This window comes from Cupriavidus sp. 8B (assembly GCF_054589115.1).
The window spans coordinates 14681-37728 of record NZ_BAAILO010000161.1 but is presented as its reverse complement, the minus strand read 5'-3'; the positions used below and the strand labels follow the sequence as shown (position 1 = coordinate 37728).

At 63.7% G+C, this 23048-nt stretch carries 20 protein-coding genes; 12 read left to right on the top strand and 8 right to left on the bottom strand.

Annotation, left to right across the window (positions count from 1 at the left end):
* Positions 1-11: 11 nt before the first annotated feature.
* The 8 genes from ACYP5B_RS15930 to ACYP5B_RS15895 all read right to left on the bottom strand — a co-directional run bounded on the left by ACYP5B_RS15930 (position 12) and on the right by ACYP5B_RS15895 (position 10426).
* Positions 12-1214, bottom strand: a complete 1203-nt coding sequence (locus tag ACYP5B_RS15930; protein WP_267603836.1) for a DUF2863 family protein — start codon at positions 1212-1214, stop codon at positions 12-14.
* A 131-nt stretch (positions 1215-1345) separates the two neighbouring features.
* On the bottom strand, positions 1346-1492 hold the full coding sequence (locus ACYP5B_RS15925) for a hypothetical protein (protein WP_400096711.1): 147 nt from the start codon (positions 1490-1492) through the stop codon (positions 1346-1348).
* 273 nt (positions 1493-1765) lie between these two features.
* A complete protein-coding gene (gene acnA, locus ACYP5B_RS15920) occupies positions 1766-4471 on the bottom strand; it encodes an aconitate hydratase AcnA (RefSeq protein ID WP_459570357.1) in 2706 nt (901 codons plus the stop codon).
* A 319-nt stretch (positions 4472-4790) separates the two neighbouring features.
* Positions 4791-6242, bottom strand: a complete 1452-nt coding sequence (locus tag ACYP5B_RS15915) for a bifunctional 2-methylcitrate dehydratase/aconitate hydratase (protein WP_267603833.1) — start codon at positions 6240-6242, stop codon at positions 4791-4793.
* A 116-nt stretch (positions 6243-6358) separates the two neighbouring features.
* Positions 6359-6898 carry a hypothetical protein gene (locus tag ACYP5B_RS15910; RefSeq protein WP_267603832.1) on the bottom strand — a complete coding sequence of 180 codons (540 nt, stop codon included), beginning with the start codon at positions 6896-6898 and terminating at the stop codon, positions 6359-6361.
* A gap of 187 nt (positions 6899-7085) precedes the next feature.
* Entirely contained in the window at positions 7086-8249 is a 1164-nt protein-coding gene (prpC, locus tag ACYP5B_RS15905; protein WP_459570356.1) for a bifunctional 2-methylcitrate synthase/citrate synthase, read from the bottom strand.
* Between the two features lie 91 nt (positions 8250-8340).
* On the bottom strand, positions 8341-9321 hold the full coding sequence (locus ACYP5B_RS15900) for an HpcH/HpaI aldolase/citrate lyase family protein (RefSeq protein WP_400096707.1): 981 nt from the start codon (positions 9319-9321) through the stop codon (positions 8341-8343).
* A gap of 121 nt (positions 9322-9442) precedes the next feature.
* Positions 9443-10426 (bottom strand): malate dehydrogenase, encoded by a 984-nt coding sequence (locus tag ACYP5B_RS15895; RefSeq protein WP_318234792.1) that lies wholly within the window; start codon positions 10424-10426, stop codon positions 9443-9445.
* 340 nt (positions 10427-10766) lie between these two features.
* Between ACYP5B_RS15895 and ACYP5B_RS15890 the strand changes: the two genes are divergently transcribed.
* From ACYP5B_RS15890 to ACYP5B_RS15835, 12 genes are all read left to right on the top strand, one after another.
* Positions 10767-11588 (top strand): GntR family transcriptional regulator, encoded by an 822-nt coding sequence (locus ACYP5B_RS15890; RefSeq protein WP_267603829.1) that lies wholly within the window; start codon positions 10767-10769, stop codon positions 11586-11588.
* Positions 11589-11848: 260 nt separating this feature from the next.
* Positions 11849-12256, top strand: coding sequence for a succinate dehydrogenase, cytochrome b556 subunit (gene sdhC / locus ACYP5B_RS15885; protein ID WP_150993516.1), 408 nt, complete (start codon positions 11849-11851; stop codon positions 12254-12256).
* 13 nt (positions 12257-12269) lie between these two features.
* Positions 12270-12635, top strand: a complete 366-nt coding sequence (sdhD, locus tag ACYP5B_RS15880; RefSeq protein WP_043348033.1) for a succinate dehydrogenase, hydrophobic membrane anchor protein — start codon at positions 12270-12272, stop codon at positions 12633-12635.
* A gap of 3 nt (positions 12636-12638) precedes the next feature.
* Positions 12639-14417: a succinate dehydrogenase flavoprotein subunit gene (sdhA, locus tag ACYP5B_RS15875; protein WP_267603828.1), complete on the top strand. Its 1779-nt coding sequence runs from the start codon at positions 12639-12641 to the stop codon at positions 14415-14417.
* Between the two features lie 31 nt (positions 14418-14448).
* Positions 14449-15150, top strand: coding sequence for a succinate dehydrogenase iron-sulfur subunit (locus tag ACYP5B_RS15870; RefSeq protein ID WP_267603827.1), 702 nt, complete (start codon positions 14449-14451; stop codon positions 15148-15150).
* An 80-nt stretch (positions 15151-15230) separates the two neighbouring features.
* The gene (locus ACYP5B_RS15865; protein ID WP_006161620.1) at positions 15231-15518 is read left to right on the top strand and encodes an FAD assembly factor SdhE; all 288 of its coding nucleotides are present in this window, start codon (positions 15231-15233) and stop codon (positions 15516-15518) included.
* Between the two features lie 40 nt (positions 15519-15558).
* On the top strand, positions 15559-16860 hold the full coding sequence (gene gltA, locus ACYP5B_RS15860) for a citrate synthase (RefSeq protein WP_006161619.1): 1302 nt from the start codon (positions 15559-15561) through the stop codon (positions 16858-16860).
* A 1109-nt stretch (positions 16861-17969) separates the two neighbouring features.
* Positions 17970-19085, top strand: a complete 1116-nt coding sequence (locus ACYP5B_RS15855) for a branched-chain amino acid ABC transporter substrate-binding protein (RefSeq protein ID WP_459570355.1) — start codon at positions 17970-17972, stop codon at positions 19083-19085.
* Positions 19086-19280: 195 nt separating this feature from the next.
* Positions 19281-20207: a high-affinity branched-chain amino acid ABC transporter permease LivH gene (livH, locus tag ACYP5B_RS15850; RefSeq protein WP_267603822.1), complete on the top strand. Its 927-nt coding sequence runs from the start codon at positions 19281-19283 to the stop codon at positions 20205-20207.
* Between the two features lie 7 nt (positions 20208-20214).
* Positions 20215-21489 (top strand): high-affinity branched-chain amino acid ABC transporter permease LivM, encoded by a 1275-nt coding sequence (locus ACYP5B_RS15845; RefSeq protein WP_459570354.1) that lies wholly within the window; start codon positions 20215-20217, stop codon positions 21487-21489.
* Entirely contained in the window at positions 21486-22265 is a 780-nt protein-coding gene (gene livG / locus ACYP5B_RS15840; protein ID WP_459570353.1) for a high-affinity branched-chain amino acid ABC transporter ATP-binding protein LivG, read from the top strand. Before ACYP5B_RS15845 ends, livG begins: the two co-directional genes overlap by 4 nt.
* Complete coding sequence (locus ACYP5B_RS15835) at positions 22265-22966, top strand: ABC transporter ATP-binding protein (RefSeq protein ID WP_267603820.1); 702 nt, start codon at positions 22265-22267, stop codon at positions 22964-22966. Before livG ends, ACYP5B_RS15835 begins: the two co-directional genes overlap by 1 nt.
* Positions 22967-23048 lie beyond the last annotated feature (82 nt).

The window sequence follows — 23048 nt, the reverse complement described above, 5'->3', positions numbered from 1 at the left end:
GTGGAACACGCCTAGTGGAACAGTGGCTGCTGCGTGGGTGCGTCTTCCGGCAGTTCGGCGTGCACGATCTCGCCCGAGCGGTCGGCGTAAAGCGGCGTGCCGCAGTCTTCGCAATACTCGGGGTCGAACAGCGCGGCGTGGCGGAAGATGTCTTCCACGCCGGCATTGCGCAGTTCTTCGCAGATCTGCTCCAGCGGGTTGTCCTTCTCGCTGGCGTCGATCTCGCCGGACTCGCGGCCGTACACCGGCCAGACGATGCCGTAGATCACATCCTTCTCGCCGCGCATGGTGAAGCCCACGCGGTATTCCTCGACTTCCTCCTCGCCAAATGCCGCCACCACGGCCGCCATCTGGCCGGCGGGCACGTCCAGCGTGCCGCACAGGTAGTTGACGGCGGCGCGCACGGTCAGCGGGCGGATGCTCTTGTCGGATTCGCGGCAGGACAGGAAGAAGGCGTCCGGCAGCAGCAGGTCGAACTCGCAGCCGGGCATCAGCAGCGCGATCGAGGGCTGCACCTGCGTGCGCCATTGCTCCAGGCACACGCTGCGCTCGGCATGGTGCTCCTTGGCGTCTTCCTGCCAGCGGAACAGGGCTTGCTCGTGCGGCGCCACCACCACGGCCAGCAGGTAGCGCGGATCGGCCAGGATCGGCGCGGTTTCCGGCAGGTCGCGCAGGTCGACCTTGGGCGTGGTGCCAGCCATGGCGGCCGATACCAGCTTGTAGGTCAGGGCAAAGGTGTCGCTGTGCGTGCGCGGCAGCTGGTCGATGCTGTACAGGTAGGGCGACAGCGCCATCTTGGTGTTGGCCGCCAGCACATGCGCCTGCATGTGCACGGCCAGCGTCTGCGTCAGCTCGGGCTTGAGCGCGCCGGACGGGATGGCGTAGCGGGTGTGGGCCAGGATGGGCGCGGCGATCAGCAGGGCGTCATAGCTGACGCCGTCGATTTCGACGGTAGCCGATTCGGCCAGGGTCTCGGCTTGCTCGGCAAGCACGTCGGATGCGTCGGCGTTGTGCTTGAACAGGTGTTCGAGCGCTGCGTCGAGCGCGGACTGGCTGCCGTTCTTCAGGAGCCGGCCCAGGCGCTGCGATAGACGCCGCTCCCAGTAGCCATCTTCCATGCGGCTGCCCGAGGCATCGAGCGCAAGCGCATCGGCCACCAGACGCTCGGCGTCAGGCGAAAGACGTTGGGAAGCCTTGGGGCGAAAACCTGCCATAAGTCGAAATCATCCGTTTTTCGGTAAAACGGTATTCTACTCGCTGCGTTGACAAAAAAAGCCGCCAGGCGCCGGGCGGCTGTATTGCATTGCGTCAGGCCGGTCCGCGCAGCAGCGGATCCGCCAGGGTTTTACTTCTGCGCGGGCGTTTGCGCAGCCTCTGGCGCGTGGGTTTCCACGCCGTGCTGCTCGCCGCCCATCGAAATGTCGCCGCCTTTGGACAGCATATACAGTGCCGCGCCGGCAATGACGACGAATGCGATGAAAATCTTTGCCATGGTGTCTCCTGTGCGTTTCTGGCGGGGCTGGCCGACATGGCTGTCCCGCGCAAGGCGTTTTCTTTGTGGATGCAGGCCAGTTTGGCAGGGCAGGCTTGCGTGGAACTTACACTGGCCAACACCTGGGGTAAGCCCGGTACAAGCGACGGCTGATGCGCTTTAGGGCCAGCGCGGATGGCGCCACAAAGAAAAACGCCGCTGGCCATGGCCTCCAAAAGAGGCGCACAGCCAGCGGCGTCACCCCTTGGCCCCGAAGGGCCCAGGGCTTGCCGGTCAGGCGGCCAGCAACTGACGCAGCACGAACGGCAGGATGCCGCCGTGGTTGTAGTAGTCGACCTCGATCGGGGTGTCGATGCGCAGCAGCACCTGCACGCGCTGCACGTCGCCGTTGGCGCGGTTGATCACCAGCGTCACATCCTGCTGCGGCTTCAGCTCGCCTTCGATGCCTTCAATGTCGAAGGTCTCGTTGCCGGTGATGCCGAGCGTCTGCACGCTGTCGCTGCCCTTGAACTGCAGGGGCAGCACGCCCATGCCGACCAGGTTGGAGCGGTGGATGCGCTCGAAGCTGCGCGTGATGACGGCCTTCACGCCGAGCAGCTGGGTGCCCTTGGCCGCCCAGTCGCGCGACGAGCCCGTGCCGTACTCCTCGCCGCCGAACACCACGGTGGGCGTGCCTTCAGCGATGTACTTCATGGCGGCGTCGTAGATCGACATTTCTTCGCCGGAAGGCTGGTGCAGCGTGACGCCGCCTTCCACGCGCGAGCCGTCGGCCTTGACCGGCAGCATCAGGTTCTTGATGCGCACATTGGCAAAGGTGCCGCGCATCATGACCTCATGGTTGCCGCGGCGCGAGCCGTAGCTGTTGAAGTCCGCCTTGAGCACGCCGTTGGCAAGCAGGTACTTGCCTGCGGGCGACGATTCCTTGATCGAGCCGGCCGGCGAGATGTGGTCGGTGGTCACGGAGTCGCCGAATACGCCCAGCGCGCGCGCGTTGCGCACGCTCGACTGGGTGGCGGCCGGCTCCATGCCGAAGGCCTCGAAGAAGGGCGGCTCGGCGATATAGGTGGACTTGGGCCAGTCGTAGACCTGGCCCTTGGTGCCCTTGACCTGGGACCACAGCTTGCTCGGCTTCTTGACCTGCTCGTAGTTGGTCTTGAACACCTTCGAGTCCATCGCGTACTTCATCAGCGCGTGGATTTCTTCCGAGGTCGGCCAGATGTCGCCCAGGTAGATCTCGCGGCCGCCCTTGCCCGTGCCGACCGGCTCGGTCATCAGGTCGCGCGTGACGTTGCCGGCGATGGCGTAGGCCACCACCAGCGGCGGCGAGGCCAGGAAGTTGGCGCGGATGTTCGGGTGGATGCGCGCTTCGAAGTTGCGGTTGCCCGACAGCACGGCGGCGGCCACCAGGTCGTTCTTGGTGATCGCCTCGTTCAGTTCCGGCGTCAGGTCGCCGGCGTTGCCGATGCAGGTGGTGCAGCCGTAGGCGGTCACGCCGAAGCCCAGCTTTTCCAGGTACGGCAGCAGGCCGGCGGCTTGCAGGTATTCCGTCACCACGCGGCTGCCAGGGGCGAGCGACGTCTTGATGTGCGGCGCCACCGTGAGGCCGGCTTCCACCGCCTTCTTGGCCAGCAGGCCGGCTGCCAGCAGCACGCTCGGGTTGGAGGTGTTGGTGCAGGACGTGATGGCGGCGATCAGCACGTCGCCGCTCTTCACGTTCAAGCCGTCGGTCGTGGTGTAGGTCTTGTCGAGTTCCGCGATGTCCTTGTTGAAGCCGTTCTCGGCGGTCGGCTTGGCGAACAGCGAGGCAAAGGTGGACTTGACGTTACCGATCTCGATGCGGTCCTGCGGGCGCTTGGGGCCGGCGAGCGACGGCGCCACGGAGCCAAGGTCGAGGGTCACCACATTGGTGTAGTCGATCTCGCCGGCCTTGGGCACGCCGAACATCTTCTGGGCGCGGAAGTAGCCTTCGAAGGCGGCGATTTCTTCTTCGGTGCGGCCGGTGCCCTTGAAGTAATCGATGGTTTTCTCGTCGACCGGGAAGAAGCCCATGGTGGCGCCGTATTCCGGTGCCATGTTGCCAATGGTGGCGCGGTCCGGCAATGCCAGGCTGGCCGTGCCTTCGCCGAAGAACTCGACGAACTTGCCGACGACCTTCTCGCGGCGCAGCATTTCGGTGATGGTGAGCACCAGGTCGGTCGCCGTCACGCCTTCGCGCAGGCGGCCCTTCAGTTCCACGCCAACCACGTCGGGCGTCAGGAAATAGACCGGCTGGCCCAGCATGCCGGCTTCCGCCTCGATGCCGCCCACGCCCCAGCCCACCACGCCGATGCCGTTGATCATGGTGGTGTGGCTGTCGGTGCCGACCAGGGTGTCAGGGTAGTACACGCCGTCCTTCTTGTGCACGCCGCGGGCCAGGTACTCCAGGTTCACCTGGTGCACGATGCCGAAGCCCGGCTGCACCACGCCAAAGGTATCGAAGGCTTGCATGCCCCACTTCATGAACTGGTAGCGCTCATTGTTGCGCTGGAATTCCAGTTTCATGTTCAGGTCCAGCGCGTTCTTCTCGCGGAAGTGGTCGATCTGCACCGAGTGGTCGACCACCAGGTCAACGGGAACCAGCGGCTCGATCTTCTTCGGGTTCTGGCCCATTTTCTCGGCCACGTTACGCATGGCGGCCAGGTCGGCCAGCAAGGGCACGCCGGTGAAATCCTGCAGCACCACGCGCGCGACCACGAACGGGATCTCGTCGACACGGTCGGCGACGGGCTTCCAGTGGGCGAGCTGCCTGACGTGCTCCTCGGTGACCTTCTTGCCGTCGCAGTTGCGCAGCACGGATTCCAGCACGACGCGGATCGATACCGGCAGGCGTTCGACAGCCACGCCTAGTGCCTTGCCCAGTTGCGGCAGGGAGTAGAACTGGCCCTTGCCGGACGGGCCGATCTTGAATTCTTTCAGAGTCTTATTGAGATTGTGGGGCATTGCCTTACTCCAATCGAAGGATGGTGCGGACTTGCTTGGACTCGTAAATCGTCTATCGCCGCCGGCTGCCGGTGAAGCAGGACTGCCGCGCGGCGCGCGGCGCGGGTTGCGCGCCGTGTTCATGCCTACTGCTTTTCTTGCTTATTGATCTTGCAGGACTGCTTTGCTGCTGAATCCCTAAACCAAGGTACGTGCCGCGTGGATTTTAGGCCAAGCCGGCAGACCCCGTCAGCCCCCGATGGCCTTGCCGCGCGCGAATTGCCCCTGTTTTTTCTCAGATGGCTCAAATCACTCAGATCACTCAGATCACTCAGATCACTCAGATCACGTAGAGGTCGACATACTCATTGACCGGCATGGCCTCCAGGCGGGCCTGGTCCAGCGACACGGCCAGGATCGCTTGCTGCTGCTTGGCCGGGAAACGGCGGGCCAGGTTGGTCTTGAACTTCTCCACCAGCAGCGGGATGCCCTCATCGCGCCGGCGCTTGTGGCCGAGCGGATATTCCACCACGACTTCGGGCAGCACCGTGCCGTCGTTCAGTTCCACGGTCAGCGCATTGGCGATCGAGCGCTTTTCCGGGTCGTGGTAGTCGGCGGTGAACTGTGGGTCTTCCACGCACACGATCTTGTCTCGCAGGGCGTCGATGCGCGGGTCCGCCGCGACCTTGTCTTCATAGTCCTCGGCGGTCAGCCGACCGAACAGCAGCGGCACCGCTACCATGTACTGTATGCAATGGTCGCGGTCGGCGGGGTTGGCCAGCGGGCCTTTCTTGTCGATGATGCGGATGCAGGCCTCGTGGGTACGAATGGTGACCTGCCTGATATCTGCTGCCGCCTTGCCCGAGGCGGCCAGTTGGCCGTGCAGGGTCATGGCGGCTTCCACCGCGGTCTGCGAGTGGAATTCGGCCGGGAAGGCGATCTTGAACAGCACGTTCTCCATCACGTAGGTGCCATACGGGCGCTGGAACCGGAAGGGCTGGCCCTTGAACAGCACGTCGTAGAAGCCCCAGCCCTTGGCGCTCAGCACCGACGGATAGCCCATCTCGCCGGTCCTGGCGATCAGCGCCAGGCGTACCGCGCGGCTGGTGGCGTCGCCGGCAGCCCAGCTCTTGCGGCTGCCGGTGTTGGGGGCGTGCCGGTAGGTGCGCAGCGATTGCCCGTCGACCCAGGCGAGGGACACCGCGTTGAGGATTTCGTCCCGGGCGAGGCCGAGCATCTGCGCAACCACGGCGGTGGAGGCCACCTTGACCAGCACCACGTGGTCCAGGCCGACCTTGTTGAAGGAGTTTTCCAGTGCGATGCAGCCCTGGATCTCATGGGCCTTGATCATGCCCGTGAGCACGTCCTTCATGGTCAGCGGCTTGCGCCCGGCGGCCACGTTATTGCGCGAGAGCCAGTCGGCGGTGGCGAGGATGCCGCCTAGGTTGTCGGACGGGTGGCCCCATTCGGCGGCCAGCCAGGTGTCGTTGAAATCGAGCCAGCGGATCATGGCGCCGATATTGAAGGCGGCCTGGATCGGGTCGAGCTGGAATTGGGTGCCGGGCACCTTGGCACCGTTGGGGACCACCGTGCCGGGCACGATCGGGCCCAGCAGCTTGGTGCAGGCCGGGTATGACAGGGCTTCGAGGCCGCAGCCGAGCGTGTCGATCAGGCAGTTGCGGGCCGTGTCGTAGGCAAGCGCGCTCTTGACCTGGTACCTGGAGACGTAGTCGACGATGTCGACCAGTACCGTGTCCGGTTCGGGGCGGACGTTCGAAATATGCGCGGACATGGGATTCCCTCGGATATTTGTGCTTCCTGGTGCCCATGGGGTCGTAGCCAGATGATGCCTGGCTACGACCCCTTGCTACTGCTTACCGCTTAGTGCTAAGGGTTACTGCTTACTGCTTACTGCTTGGGGGCGGCGGGTGCCTGGGGGGCATCGGCTGCCGGGGCCGACGGGGCAACCAGCAGAGGGGTGGCGACCGGAGCGCGCAGCGCGCCAGCCTGGGTCGGGGCCGAGCCGCCAGCCTGCATGTCGGCGGTCTGGCATTCGTCGGCAAGGCGTTGACCGGCGTTCTTGTTGAACAGCATGGCCTTGCTCGGGATCACAACCAGGTCCAGGCCGGAGCGCTGGTCGAAATAGCGGTCGGCACCGGTGACGGTGGACAGGCGCGGCAGGCGGTATTCCTTGCCCTCCCAGTTCACGGTGATGACTTCATCGCGCCGCATGTTGCCGCCGATGTACAGGACATGGCCCAGTTCGCATTGCCATTTTTCGCCACTCGGGACGGCCGCGGGTTCTGCAGCGGCAGTCTTCTTGGTGCTCTTCTTGGCAGGCGCCTTCTTGGCGGGAGCGGCCTTCTTGGCCGGTTCCTGGGCCATCGCAGCACCGGCGGTGGTCAGCGTAAATGCGCCGATGCAGGCGGCGAGGACAAGATGCTTCATTCTGTGGGTTCCTTCTGGAGTTGGGTCAAAGGCGGTGGATAGCCGGGAAGGCCGGCAGTCACAAGTCCGCCGCTATTCTCTACGATTTGAAAGTCGGGGCGTAGTACCCCTACCATCGGTTACACAATTCGGCGCGGCCCCATGCCGGGCAAGGGCTCCCTCGCTACATGGTAGGCCGCTTTTCCAGCTATTTGCGCTTGCCGATCGGCACGAACTTCAGGTCTTCCGGCCCGGTGTAGTTCGCGCTGGGGCGGATGATCTTGTTGTCGATGCGTTGCTCGATAATGTGCGCTGCCCAGCCCGAGGTGCGCGAGATCACGAACAGCGGGGTGAACATGGCGGTGGGCACGCCCATCATGTGATAGCTCACCGCGCTGAACCAGTCCAGGTTGGGAAACATCTTCTTGGCATCCCACATGGTGGTTTCCAGGCGCTCGGCGATGTCGAACATCTTCATCGAGCCGGCATCCTTGGACAGGCGGCGCGCCACTTCCTTGATTACCTGGTTGCGCGGGTCGCCGGTGGTGTACACCGGGTGGCCGAAACCGATCACCACTTCCTTGTTTTCCACGCGGCGCGAGATGTCGATGTGCGCCTCGTCCGGGCTGTCGTAGCGCTTCTGGATCTCGAACGCCACTTCGTTGGCGCCGCCGTGCTTGGGGCCGCGCAGCGCGCCGATGGCGCCGCAGATCGACGAGTACATGTCCGAGCCCGTGCCGGCGATCACGCGCCCGGCGAAGGTGGAGGCGTTGAACTCGTGCTCGGCGTACAGGTTGAGCGAGGTCTGCATGGCGCGTTCCCACAGCGCCGAGGGCTTCTGGCCGTGCAGCAGGTGCAGGAAGTGCGCGCCGATGGTGTCGTCGTCGGTTTCCACCTCGATGCGGCGGCCATTGTGGCTGTAGTGGTACCAGTACAGCAGCATCGAGCCCAGGCTGGCCATCAGGCGGTCGGCGATGTCGCGCGCGCCGGGGGTGTTGTGGTCGTCCTTTTCCGGCAGCACGGTGCCGAGCACGGACACGCCGGTGCGCATCACGTCCATCGGGTGGGCGCTGGCGGGCACCCATTCGAGGGCGGCCTTGACGTTGGCGGGCAGGCCGCGCAGGGCCTTGAGCTTGGCCTTGTAGGCGGCCAGTTCGGCGCGGGTGGGGAGCTTGCCGTGCACCAGCAGGTGGGCAATCTCCTCGAATTCGCAGGTCTCGGCGATGTCGAGGATGTCGTAGCCGCGGTAGTGCAGGTCGTTGCCGGTGCGGCCGACCGTGCACAGCGCGGTATTGCCGGCGGTCACGCCAGACAGGGCGACGGACTTCTTCGGCTTCGGGGCGTTCTGCGTGACTGGCTGCTGCTCTGACATCGCGTCTCCTGTCTGGTCTCTCACCCGAGCCCAGCCCGGGTTTGACCCTGTGTTACACCGTGGTCATCGCCTGGCGCGCGCCAGGCAACGTTCATGCAAAGAAGCGTTCCAGCACGGTGCCGGGCAGATCGGCGCCGGTGGCGTGCGCCCGCTGCAGCAGCGACCAGTAATAGCGGTAGCTGGCGCGGTCGTGCAACTGGCCCTGGTGGCGGATCGGCGCCCAGTTGTTCTCGTAGGCGGCAAGCAGGATTTCACTGGACGCGCCGATCTCCGCTCCGCTGGGCCGGAAGGCCGCAACGATCGGCTGGATCTGGCTCGGGTGGATGCTCCACTTGCGCAGGTAGCCGAATTCGGCCCGGGCGCGCTGGGCATCGTCGCCGGCGCGGGATGGCTGCTCGATATCGGTGCTGACGTTGTGCGAGGGCACTTTGCCGTGACGGTGGCAGGCGGCCGAGATCTCCAGCATGGCGCGCCGGATCAACGGGTGCTCGAACTGCTGCGGCGAGCGCATGGCCTCGCCCGGGATGGCGCCGTGGTGGGCAGAGACAAAATCCATCAGGCCGAAGCTGAGGCATTCCACCTGGACGAGACGGGCGATGTCGAACACCTGGTCCACTGCGGCATGCGTCTCTATCAACACATGGATGGGGATGTGCCGCGCGATGCCGGCGGCGCGGGCCGCCTGGTTCATGTGATCCGTGACGCGCGCGACCTCGACCACGTCGGTCACCTTGGGCACCACCACATAGGCCAGCCGAGCGCCGGCGCTGCCGACCAGGATGTCGATATCCTGGCGCCAGCTCGGGTGGGCCGGGTCGTGGATGCGTACGCCTACGCGGTTGAAGCGGTTCTGCTGGCCGTTGATGAGGCGCGCGCACAACTCGGCGTGATCGCGCTCCAGCCCGACGGCGGCACCGTCTTCGCAGTCGAAGGTGATATCGAAGACGGGCCCAAGCTCTTGTTGCAGGGCAAGCGATTTCAGCATCAGCTTTTCGCTGCCGGCATAGTGGTCGCAGACCGGCAACTGCGTCGGAATGGCTTCGCCCTGGAACAAGACCTCGGAAGGATGCACTTTATTCAATCGGATAGTGGTTGAGGGAGGCAAGGGCGGGGCGCCAGAATGAAAAAACCGGAGCCCGCGCCGATTCGTGAATCGTTGCGAGGCTCCGGTCTAGTCATTGGCGCTACCTGGATCAGCCGAGCAGGTGCTGCACGCCGGCACGCTCTTCTTCCAGTTCCTTGAGCGTGATGTTGATCTTTTCCTGGCTGTAGGCGTCGACTTCCAGGCCCTTGACCATTTCGTACTTGCCGTTGGCGGTGGTCACCGGGAAGCCGAACATGGTGTCTTCGGGGATGCCGTACGAACCGTCCGACGGGATGCCCATGGTCACCCACTTGCCGTTCGAGCCCAGGACCCAGTCATGCACGTGGTCGATGGCAGCGTTGGCGGCCGAAGCTGCCGACGACAGGCCACGCGCCTCGATGATGGCGGCGCCGCGCTTGCCAACGGTCGGCAGGAACACGTCGTTGTTCCAGGCTTGGTCGTTGATCAGGTCCTTGACGCTCTGGCCGTCGACAGTCGCGTAGCGGTAGTCGGCGTACATGGTCGGGCTGTGGTTGCCCCAGACGAACATCTTCTCGATCGACGCGACCGGCTTGCCGGTCTTGGCGGCGATCTGCGACAGGGCACGATTGTGATCCAGGCGCAGCATGGCGGTGAAGTTCTCCTTGGGCAGGCTCGGAGCCGACTTCATCGCGATGTAGGCGTTGGTGTTGGCCGGGTTGCCGACCACCAGCACCTTGATGTCGCGGGCGGCGACTTCGTCCAGTGCCTTGCCTTGCACCGTGAAGATCTGTGCGTTGGCTTCGAGCAGGTCCTTGCGCTCCATGCCCTTGCTACGCGGACGGGCACCGACCAGCAGCGCGACGTTGGCGTCCTTGAACGCGACCTTGGGGTCGTCGGTGATCACCACGCCGGCCAGCAGCGGGAATGCGCAATCTTCCAGTTCCATCACCACGCCCTTGACGGCGGCCTGGGCTTGCGGGAGGTCGAGCAATTGGAGGATGACCGGCTGGTCTTTGCCAAGCATGTCGCCGTTGGCGATGCGGAACAGCAGGGAGTAGCCGATCTGGCCAGCGGCGCCGGTGACTGCGACGCGCATTGGGGCTTTAGCCATGAGTAATTCTCCAAACAAGAAGAGGGGGAAACTGGTCGGTGGCAGGCCGGAGGGTAGTCCGGACGTCACCGGTTGCGGATTTGTCGCCACGGCGGCAAGCGGCAATCCACCGGCGCGCTGCTAGCGATACCGACTGGAGGGAGCCACAACGGGTCATGGGGTGCGACAAAGCGTAAGTCTACTGCGAAGAGGGGTGCTGCATCCAGAGCGGATGCCGGCGTGAAACCTGCGGGAGTGTAGGCCTGCACAAAACCATTGTCAATTCATATGTCTTATATAAGACATAAGACATTTGATGACGGGCTGGACGTGCTTCCTCGTTTTGTGGTGAAATTCGCTTATGTCATCCCTGCCCCCGTCCCTCGCCGGCACTGCCGTTGCTGCAGTGCAGGATAATGGCGCCGCTACGTCCGGCGCCGGGACCCAGCCGTCCGCGGCGGCGGCCTCTCCAACGTTCAGCCCGCTCTACCAGCAGATCAAGGCGCTCATTACGCAGAGCCTACAATCCGGCGAGTGGAAGCCGGGCGACATGATTCCCAGTGAAATGGACCTGGCGGCCCGCTACAAGGTCAGCCAGGGCACGGTGCGCAAGGCCATCGATGAGCTTGCCGCCGAGAACCTGGTGGCGCGCCGCCAGGGCAAGGGCACCTTTGTCACGACGCACCACGAGGATGGCGTGAAGTTCCGCTTCCTGCGCCTGGTGCCGGACGAGGGCGAGCCCCATTATGGCTCCAGCCAGGTGCTGGAATGCAAGCGCCTGCGCGCCCCGGCCGAAATCGCACGCCTGCTCGACATCCGCACCGGCGATGGGGTGGTGCAGATCCGCCGCGTGCTGTTTTTCTCCGGCGAACCGACCGTGCTGGACGAAATCTGGCTGCTGGGCACCAACTTCAAGGGCCTGACTGCCGAGAAGCTGACCGAATGGAAGGGCCCGATGTATGCGCTGTTCGAGGCTGAATTCGGCACGCGCATGATCCGGGCGACCGAAAAAATCCGCGCGGTGGCCGCAGATCAGGCCACCGCGTCGCTGTTGTCCGTGGACGCGGGCACGCCGCTTTTGTCCGTGGAGCGCGTCTCGTTCACCTATGGCGACAGGCCCGTCGAAGTCCGCCGCGGCCTGTATGTAACCACCCGGCACTATTATCAGAACGATTTGAGCTGATACGCCGGATTGCAATCCATGCCGATTATTGCTGTTGTAGCCACGGCGGGCGCCGCTGTTGCGCAAAGCAAGGCTGATTACCTCGCGGCATGGTTGCGTGCGATTGTCGGGCACGCCATGTTGGTGCGCGATAGCTGAAAATTATTGGTGCGCCGCGCAACAAAGGCGCTAAAATTATCGGGATTTGCTCCGGCTGCATCCATTTGCATCCAGGGCGCTCAGTAGTTTCGTTTTTTGTTTACCGCAAAATGGGGTCTCGCATGGCTGAAGCCAAACAAGCCAGGCCGGAGTTCAGGAACATCCATGTGACGCAGCTGGCGCGTTACAGGTTGCCCTGGGCCGGCAAGGTGTCCATCCTGCATCGTGCAAGCGGTGCTCTGATGTTCCTCCTCCTTCCTTTCGTCCTGTATCTCTTCGAGCAGAGCGTCACTTCCGAACTGAGCTTCGCAAAGTTCTCGGCGCTTCTGTCCGGCGGCTTCGTCAAGCTGGTTCTGCTGGCACTGATCTGGGGTTACCTGCACCACTTCTGCGCCGGCATCCGTTTCCTGCTGCTCGACGTGCACGTTGGCGTGACCAAGCCCGCTTCGGCCAAGTCCGCTGTTGCCGTGCTGATCATCAGCCTGTTGCTCACCGCTGTGTTCGGCCTGAAGCTGTTCGGCCTGTTCTGAGGAGAGAGTCAACGTGGCAAATAATAATATCGGTCCCAAGCGTCTAGTCGTCGGTGCGCACTACGGTCTCAAAGACTGGCTCGCGCAGCGCGTCACCGCAGTCATCATGGTGGTCTTCACCATCGTGCTGGCAGTCGCCTTCCTGCTCTCGAACGGCGCTTCCTACGAAGCGTGGGCAGGTCTCTTCTCCAACCAGTGGATGAAGATCATCACGTTCCTCACCATCCTGTCGCTGCTGTATCACGCCTGGATTGGCGTGCGCGACATCTGGATGGACTATGTGAAGCCGATGGCCGTGCGCCTCGTGCTGCAAGTTCTTACGATTCTGTGGCTCGTCGGTTGTGCGGGCTACGCAGCTCAGATTCTCTGGAGGGTGTGATAAATGGTCGCAGTCAAGACAGGATTGCCGCGTCGTCGCTTTGACGTGGTCATCGTCGGGGCGGGCGGCGCTGGGATGCGCGCATCCCTCCAGCTCGCGGAAGCCGGCCTGAATGTCGCCGTGCTCTCCAAGGTTTTCCCGACGCGCTCGCACACCGTGGCGGCGCAGGGTGGCATCGGCGCTTCGCTCGGCAACATGAGCGAGGACAACTGGCACTATCACTTCTACGACACCATCAAGGGTTCCGATTGGCTGGGCGACCAGGACGCAATCGAATTCATGTGCCGTGAAGCGCCCAAGGTCGTCTACGAGCTCGAACACTTCGGCATGCCGTTCGACCGTAACGCCGACGGCACCATCTACCAGCGTCCGTTCGGCGGCCATACGTCGAACTACGGCGAGAAGCCGGTCCAGCGCGCTTGCGCGGCTGCCGACCGTACCGGCCATGCGCTGCTGCACACGCTGTACCAGCGTAATGTGCGTGCCAAGACGCACTTCTTCGTCGAATGGATGGCGCTGGACCTGATCCGCGACGCCGACGGCGACGTGCTGGGCGTGACCGCGCTGGAAATGGAAACCGGCGAGGTCTACATCCTCGAGGCCAAGACCACGCTGTTCGCCACCGGTGGTGCAGGCCGTATCTACGCCGCTTCGACCAATGCCTTCATCAACACCGGTGACGGCCTGGGCATGGCAGCGCGCGCAGGCGTGCCGCTCGAAGACATGGAGTTCTGGCAGTTCCACCCGACCGGCGTGGCCGGCGCGGGCGTGCTGATCACCGAAGGCGTGCGCGGCGAAGGCGGTATCCTGCGCAACAAGGACGGCGAACGCTTCATGGAGCGCTATGCGCCGACGCTGAAGGACCTGGCGCCGCGCGACTTCGTCTCGCGCTCGATGGACCAGGAAATCAAGGAAGGCCGCGGTTGTGGCCCGAACGGCGACTACGTGCTGCTGGACCTGACGCACGTCGGTGCCGACACCATCATGAAGCGCCTGCCGTCGATCCGCGAGATCGGCGTCAAGTTCGCCAACGTCGACGCGATCAAGGAACCGATCCCGGTGGTGCCGACCATCCATTACCAGATGGGCGGTATCCCGACGAATATCCATGGCCAGGTGGTGGCGCCGAAGAACGGCAACCCCAACGAGGTCATCAACGGTTTCTACGCGATCGGCGAATGCTCCTGCGTGTCGGTACACGGCGCCAACCGCCTGGGCACCAACTCGCTGCTGGACCTGGTGGTGTTCGGCCGCGCGGCCGGCAACCACATCGTGGCGACCGCGATCAAGCAGAAAGAGCACAAGCCGCTGCCGGCCGATGCCGCTGACCGCGCCATGTCCCGCTTGTCCAGGCTGCAATCGTCGACCTCGGGCGAGTACACCCAGGACGTGGCCAACGACATCCGCAAGAACATGCAGTCGCATGCAGGCGTGTTCCGTACGCAGAAGCTGATGGACGAAGGCGTCGAGCGCATCCTGGAAGTGGCCGAGCGTGCCGACAACATCCACCTGAAGGACAAGTCCAAGGTCTTCAACACCGCACTGGTGGAAGCCCTGGAAGTGGCCAACCTGGTGGAAGTGGCCAAGGCGACGATGATTTCGGCCGCTGCCCGCAAGGAATCCCGCGGTGCGCACGCGCACAGCGACTTCCCGAATCGCGACGACGAGAGCTGGCTCAAGCACACGCTGTTCTACAGCGAAGGCAACCGCCTCGACTACAAGCCGGTGAAGATGAACCCGCTGACGGTGGAAAGCGTTCCTCCCAAGGCCCGGACCTTCTAAGCACCGCGTAGGACCCACAGGACCCACAGAAATGAAGCGTATTTTCGAAGTCTACCGCTATGATCCGGACAAGGATGCTGCGCCCCGCATGCAGACGTACGAGGTCGAGCTCGACGGTCATGAGCGCATGTTGCTGGACGCGCTGGTCAAGCTGAAGAAGCTGGACGAAACCATCTCGTTCCGCCGTTCGTGCCGCGAAGGCGTGTGCGGCTCGGACGCGATGAACATCAACGGCAAGAATGGTCTGGCCTGCCTGACCAACATGCTCGAGCTGCCGGACCGCATCGTCTTGCGTCCGCTGCCCGGCCTGCCGGTGGTGCGCGACCTGATCGTCGACATGACGCAGTTCTTCAAGCAGTACAACTCGATCAAGCCGTACCTCATCAACGACGAGCCGCCGCCCGAGAAAGAGCGCCTGCAGTCGCCCGAGGAACGCGACGAGCTGGACGGCCTGTATGAGTGCATCCTGTGCGCAAGCTGCTCGACGTCGTGCCCGTCGTTCTGGTGGAACCCGGACAAGTTCGTCGGCCCGGCCGGCTTGCTGCAAGCTTATCGCTTCATCGCGGACAGCCGCGACCAGGCGACCAGCGAGCGCCTGGACGACCTGAACGACCCGTACCGCCTGTTCCGTTGCCACAGCATCATGAACTGCGTCGACGTTTGCCCGAAGGGGTTGAACCCGACCAAGGCCATCGGCAAGATCAAAGAGCTGATGGTTCGCCGCTCGGTCTGATCCGCGCGGTTGTTGTAAGCGGCGCGTCAGTCCGGGCTATCAAACCGCATACCCGACCGGCGCGCCGGAAGTAGGTACCTATGACCGAAAGTGTTTCCCCCAGTTTCTCCCACCAGGCCGATCCGCACCGGCGAGCACGACTGCGCTGGCGCGCGCGGCGCGGCCTCCTGGAGAACGACATCATCGTCGAACGTTTTTTCAACCGTTACGAAGAAAGCCTCTCCGACCAGGACGTGGCCTCGCTCTCCGAACTCTTCGAGCTGAGCGACAACGAGTTGATGGACCTGCTTCTTGCACGCAAGGAACTGGACGGTGAGCTCGACACGCCCCCGATGCAGCACGTGATTGCCCTGCTGCGTTCGGTCTGAGTTTCGTCAACATTATTAGTCAGCATTAGAAGGAACCGACATGACGCCGTCCGATGTGAAAGCCACGCTATCGTTTTCCGATGGTTCCCCCAGCGTCGAGCTGCCGATTTATACGGGTACCGTTGGCCCCGACGTAATCGATATTCGCAAGCTGTACGGACAAACCGGCAAGTTCACCTATGACCCCGGTTTCATGTCGACGGCTTCGTGCAATTCGAAGATCACCTACATCGACGGGGACAAGGGCGAGCTGCTGTACCGCGGCTACCCGATCGAGCAGCTGGCCACCAAGTGCGACCACCTGGAAACCTGTTACCTGCTGCTCAAGGGCGAACTGCCCAATGCAAAGCAGAAGGAAGAATTCGTCGGTGCGGTGATGAACCACACCATGGTTCACGAGCAGATGCAGTTCTTCCTGCGCGGCTTCCGCCGCGATGCCCACCCGATGGCCGTCCTGACGGGCCTGGTCGGCGCCATGAGCGCGTTCTACCACGACGCCATGGACATCGATGATCCGCACCAGCGCGAAATCTCCGCGATCCGCCTGATCGCCAAGATGCCGACCCTGGTCGCCATGGCCTACAAGTACAACATCGGCCAGCCGTACATCTATCCGCAGAACGACCTGTCCTACTCGGGCAACTTCATGCAGATGATGTTCTCCACGCCGTGCGCCCCGTACAAGGTGAACCCGGTGCTCGAGCGCGCGCTCGACCGCATCTTCATCCTGCACGCAGACCACGAGCAGAACGCATCCACCTCCACGGTGCGCCTGGCCGGCTCCTCGGGTACCAACCCGTTCGCCGCCATCGCCGCCGGCGTGGCTTGCCTGTGGGGCCCGGCCCACGGTGGCGCCAATGAAGCCGCCCTCAAGATGCTTGAGGAAATCGGCAGCGTCGACAACATCACCGAGTTCATCAAGCAGGTCAAGGACAAGAACTCGGGCGTGCGCCTGATGGGCTTTGGCCACCGCGTGTACAAGAACTACGACCCGCGCGCCAAGCTGATGCGCGAAACCTGCTATGAAGTGCTGAACGAACTGGGCCTGCACAACGACCCGCTGTTCAAGCTCGCCATGGAACTGGAAAAGATCGCGCTGGAAGACGAGTACTTCGTCAGCCGCAAGCTGTACCCGAATGTCGACTTCTACTCGGGCATCGTGCAGCGCGCACTCGGCATCCCGACGTCGCTGTTCACCTGCATCTTCGCACTGGCCCGTACCCCGGGCTGGATCTCGCAGTGGGAAGAAATGATCACCGATCCGGAATACAAGATCGGCCGTCCGCGCCAGCTGTTCAACGGCGCGGCAAGCCGCAACGTGCCGGATATGGGCACGCGTTGATGCCCCGGTAAGGTGGCGCTGGCAGTAATGGCGCCACATGCATCATGAAACGCCCCGGCCTTGGCCGGGGCGTTTTGCTTTTGCGCGTCTGACCCGGACATCGCGGCGCGGCGCCGTGTGCGTCCATTGCTGCGCCGGCCAGGATTCTGACGTCTTTCCAAGTGAAAAGAGAAAATGCGGCCAGGGCATGCAGATTTTTCTTATCGATTTTTGCTCTGCCTGGGCTTATGTTCAGTTGGATGTCCTGCAGGCGTGCACGCCAATGTCGTAGAACGATTCTGTTCTGTCTGTAGGTGCGAAACATCAGGTGTGCGGCATCTTCAATGCCGCACGAGCGAAATGATGGTTGCGATGAGGGGAAGTCGAATTGCCAAGCATGGACCTTTGGCACGTGTACCTTGCGCAGATAGCCGGCACGACGGTGGTGTTCACGCTGATCCCCATCTTGACTGCAATCTGCAGAGGACGCCCGCTGCGTGGCACCTTCCGGCTATCTGCGGTGCGCACTGGCTTGATGGCGGGTGCAGCGACTTGCGCGGGCAACTGGGTTGCGGACTATCTCCTGATGTAGCGCCCAAGCGTGCCCATTCACGCCTGGGCCCGTGTTGGCGCCGCAGTATTACCACGTGCCCAGCCGTCGCGAGAGCGTTTGCCATGCAAGCGCAGCCGGACTTGTGCGACGCAAAAGATTTATTGCGCGAAAGGTGGCGATAACGCCAATTTCCGATGATTTGTGCTGTGTTACTACCAATAAGATCCTCATTTGTTGTGCAAATATGCCATCCCGCGCGGAAATTGACCCTATAATGCGGGCTGCTTTGCCGACAGCAGCCGGGCCACCCTTCCGGACTGCGTTGAGGCGAGCGGGGCAGGCGAATCACCTGCGCAATAGAGAACGCATCAACGTTGTCTTTCCGAACCAAGGCCTTCCGGTGCATGGGTTGCATAGGAGGGCTGACACATGCCGGGCCCCGCACATGCTTCTTTTCTTGCAGGCCCGTCTTCCGCGTCTCGGGCGTCTTTCCCAGGTTGTAGCCCGCGGGTGTTGTTCGATTGCGCAGGTCATGCCGTCTCAGCCCATGACCCAACCATAATCGAGGAGCTCCTGAATGACGCTGTCCCGTCTTACGTCCATCTCCCTGGCCACGGCCCTGTGCGCTTTCGGCGCTGCTGCCCACGCTGAAACCGTCAAGATTGCCATTGCCGGCCCCATGAGCGGCTCGGTCGCCCAGTACGGCGACATGGTCAAGGCTGGCGCGCTGACTGCCATCGAGCAGATCAATGCCGCCGGCGGCGCGGGTGGCAACAAGTTCGAAGTGGTGTTGATGGATGACGCCTGCGAACCCAAGCAGGCCGTGGCGGTAGCCAACAAGATCATCAGCCAGAAGATCCATTACGTGATCGGCCATGTGTGCTCGGGCTCGACCATTCCCGCCTCCGACATCTACGAGAACGAAGGCGTGGTGATGGTGACCCCGTCGGCCACCGCGCCGCAGCTGACCGAGAGCAAGAAGCGCAAGTTCATCTTCCGCACCATCGGCCGCGACGACCAGCAAGGCCCGGCCGCAGCCCAGTACATCATCACCAAGGTCAAGCCCAAGAAGGTCGCGATCCTGCACGACAAGCAGTCGTACGGCCAGGGCATTGCCTCCTCGGTGAAGAAGGACCTGGAAGCCGCCAAGATCCCGGTGGCCGTGTTCGAGGGCGTGAACGCCGGCGATTCGGACTACTCCGCCGTGATCACCAAGCTCAAGTCGCAGGGCGTGGACTTCGTCTACTTCGGCGGCTACCACCCGGAAATGGGCCTGCTGCTGCGCCAGGCGCGCGAGCAGGGCGTCAAGGCGACCTTCATGGGTCCTGAAGGCGTGGGCAACAAGGACGTGACGGCCATCGCCGGCGCATCCTCCGAAGGCATGCTGGTCACGCTGCCGGCCGACTTCTCCGCCGATCCGTCCAACGCGGCACTGGTCAAGGCCTTCACCGACAAGAAGCGCGATGCCAACGGCCCGTTCCAGATGCCGGCCTACGCCGCGGTCCAGATCATCGGCGACGCCATTGCCGGCGCCAAGAGCACGGATCCGGCCAAGGTTGCCGCCTATATGCACAAGAACGCCTTCCAGACCCCGATCGGCAAGGTTGAGTACGACGCGCAGGGCGACCTGAAGTCGTTCAGGTTCGTCGTGTTCACCTGGCACAAGGACGCCACCAAGACCGCTGCCAACTAAGCCGCACATTGGCTTTGCGCGCCCCGCTCATGGCTTGAGCGGGGCGTTTTGGTATCGGGGTCCGGTTGTCCGGCCGGCGCGGCTTATCCGCCGCGTTCGGGGCCTGGGCATATCCGGCATTACGGAGCCGGCCCGGCGCTTGCGCACCTCCTGCAACGCCGGGTTCTCCAGCTTCAAAGTTATGGGGCTTCCCGCATGAACGAGTTCCTTCCACAGTTCACCCAGCAACTGGTCAATGGCCTGACGCTGGGTGCGATCTATGCGCTGATCGCCATTGGCTACACCATGGTCTACGGCATCATCGGCATGATCAATTTTGCCCACGGCGAGATCTACATGATCGGCGCCTATGTGGGCCTGGTGACGCTCACCGCCATCGGCGCAAGCGCGGGCTATCCGCTGCCGCTGGTGCTGGGCGCCGCCTTGCTGGTGTCCGTCCTGGTCACCGGTTTGTATGGTTTCGCTGTCGAGCGCGTGGCCTACCGGCCCTTGCGCGGCGGGCCTCGGCTGGTGCCGCTGATCTCCGCCATCGGCATGTCGATCTTCCTGCAGAACTATGTGCAGATCGGGCAGGGCGCGCGCGACATGTCCGTGCCGGTGCTGATCTCCGGCGCCATCGAGTTCCAGATGGGCGGCGACTTCACCGTGACCATACCGTATTCGCGCCTGCTGATCGTCGGCGTGACGCTGGTGCTGATGATCGCGCTGACCATGTTTATCGGCCACTCGCGCATGGGCCGCGCCTGCCGCGCCTGCGCCGAAGACATGCGCATGGCCAACCTGCTCGGCATCGACACCAACCGCGTGATCTCCTTCACTTTTGTGCTGGGTGCGATGCTGGCGGCGGTGGGCGGCGTGCTGATCGGCCTGACCATCGGCAAGCTCAATCCGTACATCGGTTTCGTGGCGGGCATCAAGGCCTTTACCGCGGCCGTGCTGGGCGGCATCGGCAGCATCCCGGGCGCCATGCTCGGCGGCGTGCTGCTGGGCCTTGCCGAGACTTTTGCTTCCGGCTATATGCCGGCCGAGTACAAGGATGTGGTGGCCTTCGGCCTGCTGGTGCTGATCCTGCTGTTCCGCCCGACCGGGCTGCTGGGCAAGCCTGACGTTGAAAAGGTGTGAGGACGCTATGACACAAGCTATTACTACGCCGATTATCGTGGCGCAAGGCGCGCCGGCAGGGCAGACCCTGAAGAACGCCATCGTCGCGGCCGTGATGACGGCCATCCTGACCATTCCCGTGCTCGGCCTGCAGTTGCAGCTGGATGGCTACAAGGTCGTGCTCGAGCCGCACTGGAAGCCGGTCTGGCTGGCGGTGGGCGCGGTCTTCCTGTTCCAGCTCTTCAAGCCGCTGTTCCAGCGCGCCACGGCCGGCGTCAAGGTGCCGAGCTTGCCCGCGCTGGGCGCTGGCCAGCAGCGCAAGGTGATCTGGCTGCTGCTGGCGCTTGGCCTGGTGTTTCCATTCTTCGGCTCGCGCGGTGCGGTGGACGTGGCCACGCTGGCGCTGATCTATGTGATCCTGGGGCTGGGCCTGAACATCGTGGTGGGCTATGCCGGCCTGCTGGACCTTGGCTATGTCGGCTTCTACGCGGTCGGCGGCTACACCTACGCGCTGCTCAACCAGTACTTCGGGCTGACCTTCTGGGAGTGCCTGCCGATCGCCGCGTGCATGTCGGCGGCGTTCGGCTTCGTGCTGGGCTTTCCGGTGCTGCGGCTGCGCGGCGACTACCTGGCCATTGTCACGCTGGGCTTCGGCGAGATCATCCGCCTGCTGCTCAACAACCTGACCAGCCTCACCGGTGGCCCGGATGGCGTCTCGGGCATCCCGAAGCCCACCGTGTTCGGCATCGAGATGGCGCGCAGCGCCAGCGTGGAGGGGGTCAAGACCTTCCACGAGTTGCTGGGCTGGGACTACAGCGGCGAGCACATGGTGATCTTCCTCTACCTGCTGGCGCTGCTGCTGGTGGGCTTCACGCTGTTCGTCACCAGCCGGCTGATCCGCATGCCGATGGGACGCGCGTGGGAAGCCCTGCGCGAAGATGAAATCGCCTGCCGTTCGCTGGGCCTGAACCCGACCCGCATCAAGCTGTCGGCATTCACGCTGGGCGCGGCGTTTGCCGGCCTGGGCGGCGCGTTCTTCGCCGCGCGTCAGGGCCTGGTCAATCCCGAATCGTTCACCTTTATCGAGTCCGCGCTGATCTTGGCGGTGGTGGTGCTGGGCGGCATGGGCTCGCAGCTGGGCGTGATCCTGGCCGCCATCCTGCTGACCGCGCTGCCGGAAGTGGCGCGCGGCTTTGCCGAGTACCGCATGCTGATTTTCGGCCTGGTGATGGTGCTGATGATGATGTGGCGTCCGCAGGGCCTGCTGCCCGCGAGCCGCCCCCATGTGGAGTTGCCGCAATGAGCCAAGTTCAATCAGCGGAACTGCTGAAAGTCTCCGGCCTGCAGATGCGCTTCGGCGGCCTGCTGGCGGTCGACGGCATCGATTTCGATGTGCGCCAGGATGAAGTCTTCGCCATCATCGGGCCCAACGGCGCGGGCAAGACCACGGTGTTCAACTGCGTGGGCGGTTTCTACAAGCCGACCGCCGGCGAGGTCATGCTGGACGGCCACTCGATCGCCCGCCTGCCGAGCCACCAGGTGGCGCGCCGCGGCCTGGTGCGCACGTTCCAGAACATCCGCCTGTTCAAGCAACTGACGGTGGTTGAGAACCTGCTGGTGGCGCAACACCTGCAGGTGCGCTCCGGTCTGTTGCGCGGGCTGTTTGCCACGCCGGCTTACCGCCGCGCCGAGCGCGAGGCGCTGGAACGCGCGGCGCTGTGGCTCGAACGCATGGGCCTGCGCGGCGTTGCCAACCGCGAGGCGGGCACGCTGTCGTACGGCCACCAGCGCCGGCTGGAGATCGCGCGCTGCATGATCACCAACCCGCGCCTGTTGATGCTGGATGAGCCGGCTGCCGGGCTCAACCCGCAGGAAAAGGTCGAGCTGTCGCAGCTGATCGACCAACTGCGGCGCGAGTACAAGATCTCGGTGCTGCTGATCGAGCACGACATGAGCCTGGTGATGGGCGTGTCCGACCGCATCCTGGTGATGGAGCACGGGCGCCCGATCGTGGTCGGCAAACCGGCCGAAGTGCGCAACGACCCGCGCGTGATCAAGGCTTACCTGGGAGAGGACTGATGCTGAAGCTGGAACAAGTCCATACCCATTACGGCGCGATCGAAGCGCTGTCTGGCGTATCAATTGAGGTGAACAAGGGCGAGATCGTCACGCTGATCGGCAGCAACGGCGCCGGCAAGACCACGCTGATGATGACCGTGTGCGGCTCGCCGCGCGCGTCCAGCGGGCGCGTGATGTTCGAAGGACAGGACATCACGCGGCGCCCCACGCACGAGATCATGCGGCTCGGCATGGCAATCTCGCCGGAAGGGCGGCGCGTGTTTCCCAGCCTGACCGTGCTGGAGAACCTGAAAATGGGTGCCTTCTTCGGCAAGCGCGACGAGATCGAGGCGGGCGTCGAGCACGTCTACAAGCTCTTCCCACGGCTCAAGCAGCGCTCCACCCAGCGTGCCGGCACCATGTCCGGCGGCGAGCAGCAGATGCTGGCCATCGGCCGCGCGCTGATGAGCCGGCCCCGGCTGCTGCTGCTGGACGAGCCCACGCTAGGGTTGGCGCCGCTGGTGATCGCGCAGATCTTCGACATCATCCGGACCATTCGTGACGAAGGCGTCACTGTGTTCCTGGTCGAGCAGAACGCCAACAAGGCGCTGGGCGTGGCGGATCGCGGCTATGTGCTGGAGACCGGCCGCGTGGTGCTGGCGGACACGGGGGCCAACCTGCTGGCCAACGACCGCATCAAGAGCGCTTACCTGGGCGGCTGAACCCCGCCCCCGAAGCGCTCGCCGACGCCGCCGAAGGGGCCAAAGCCGCGCGCTATGACGAAGGCTGTCTCTCCCTCTCCCC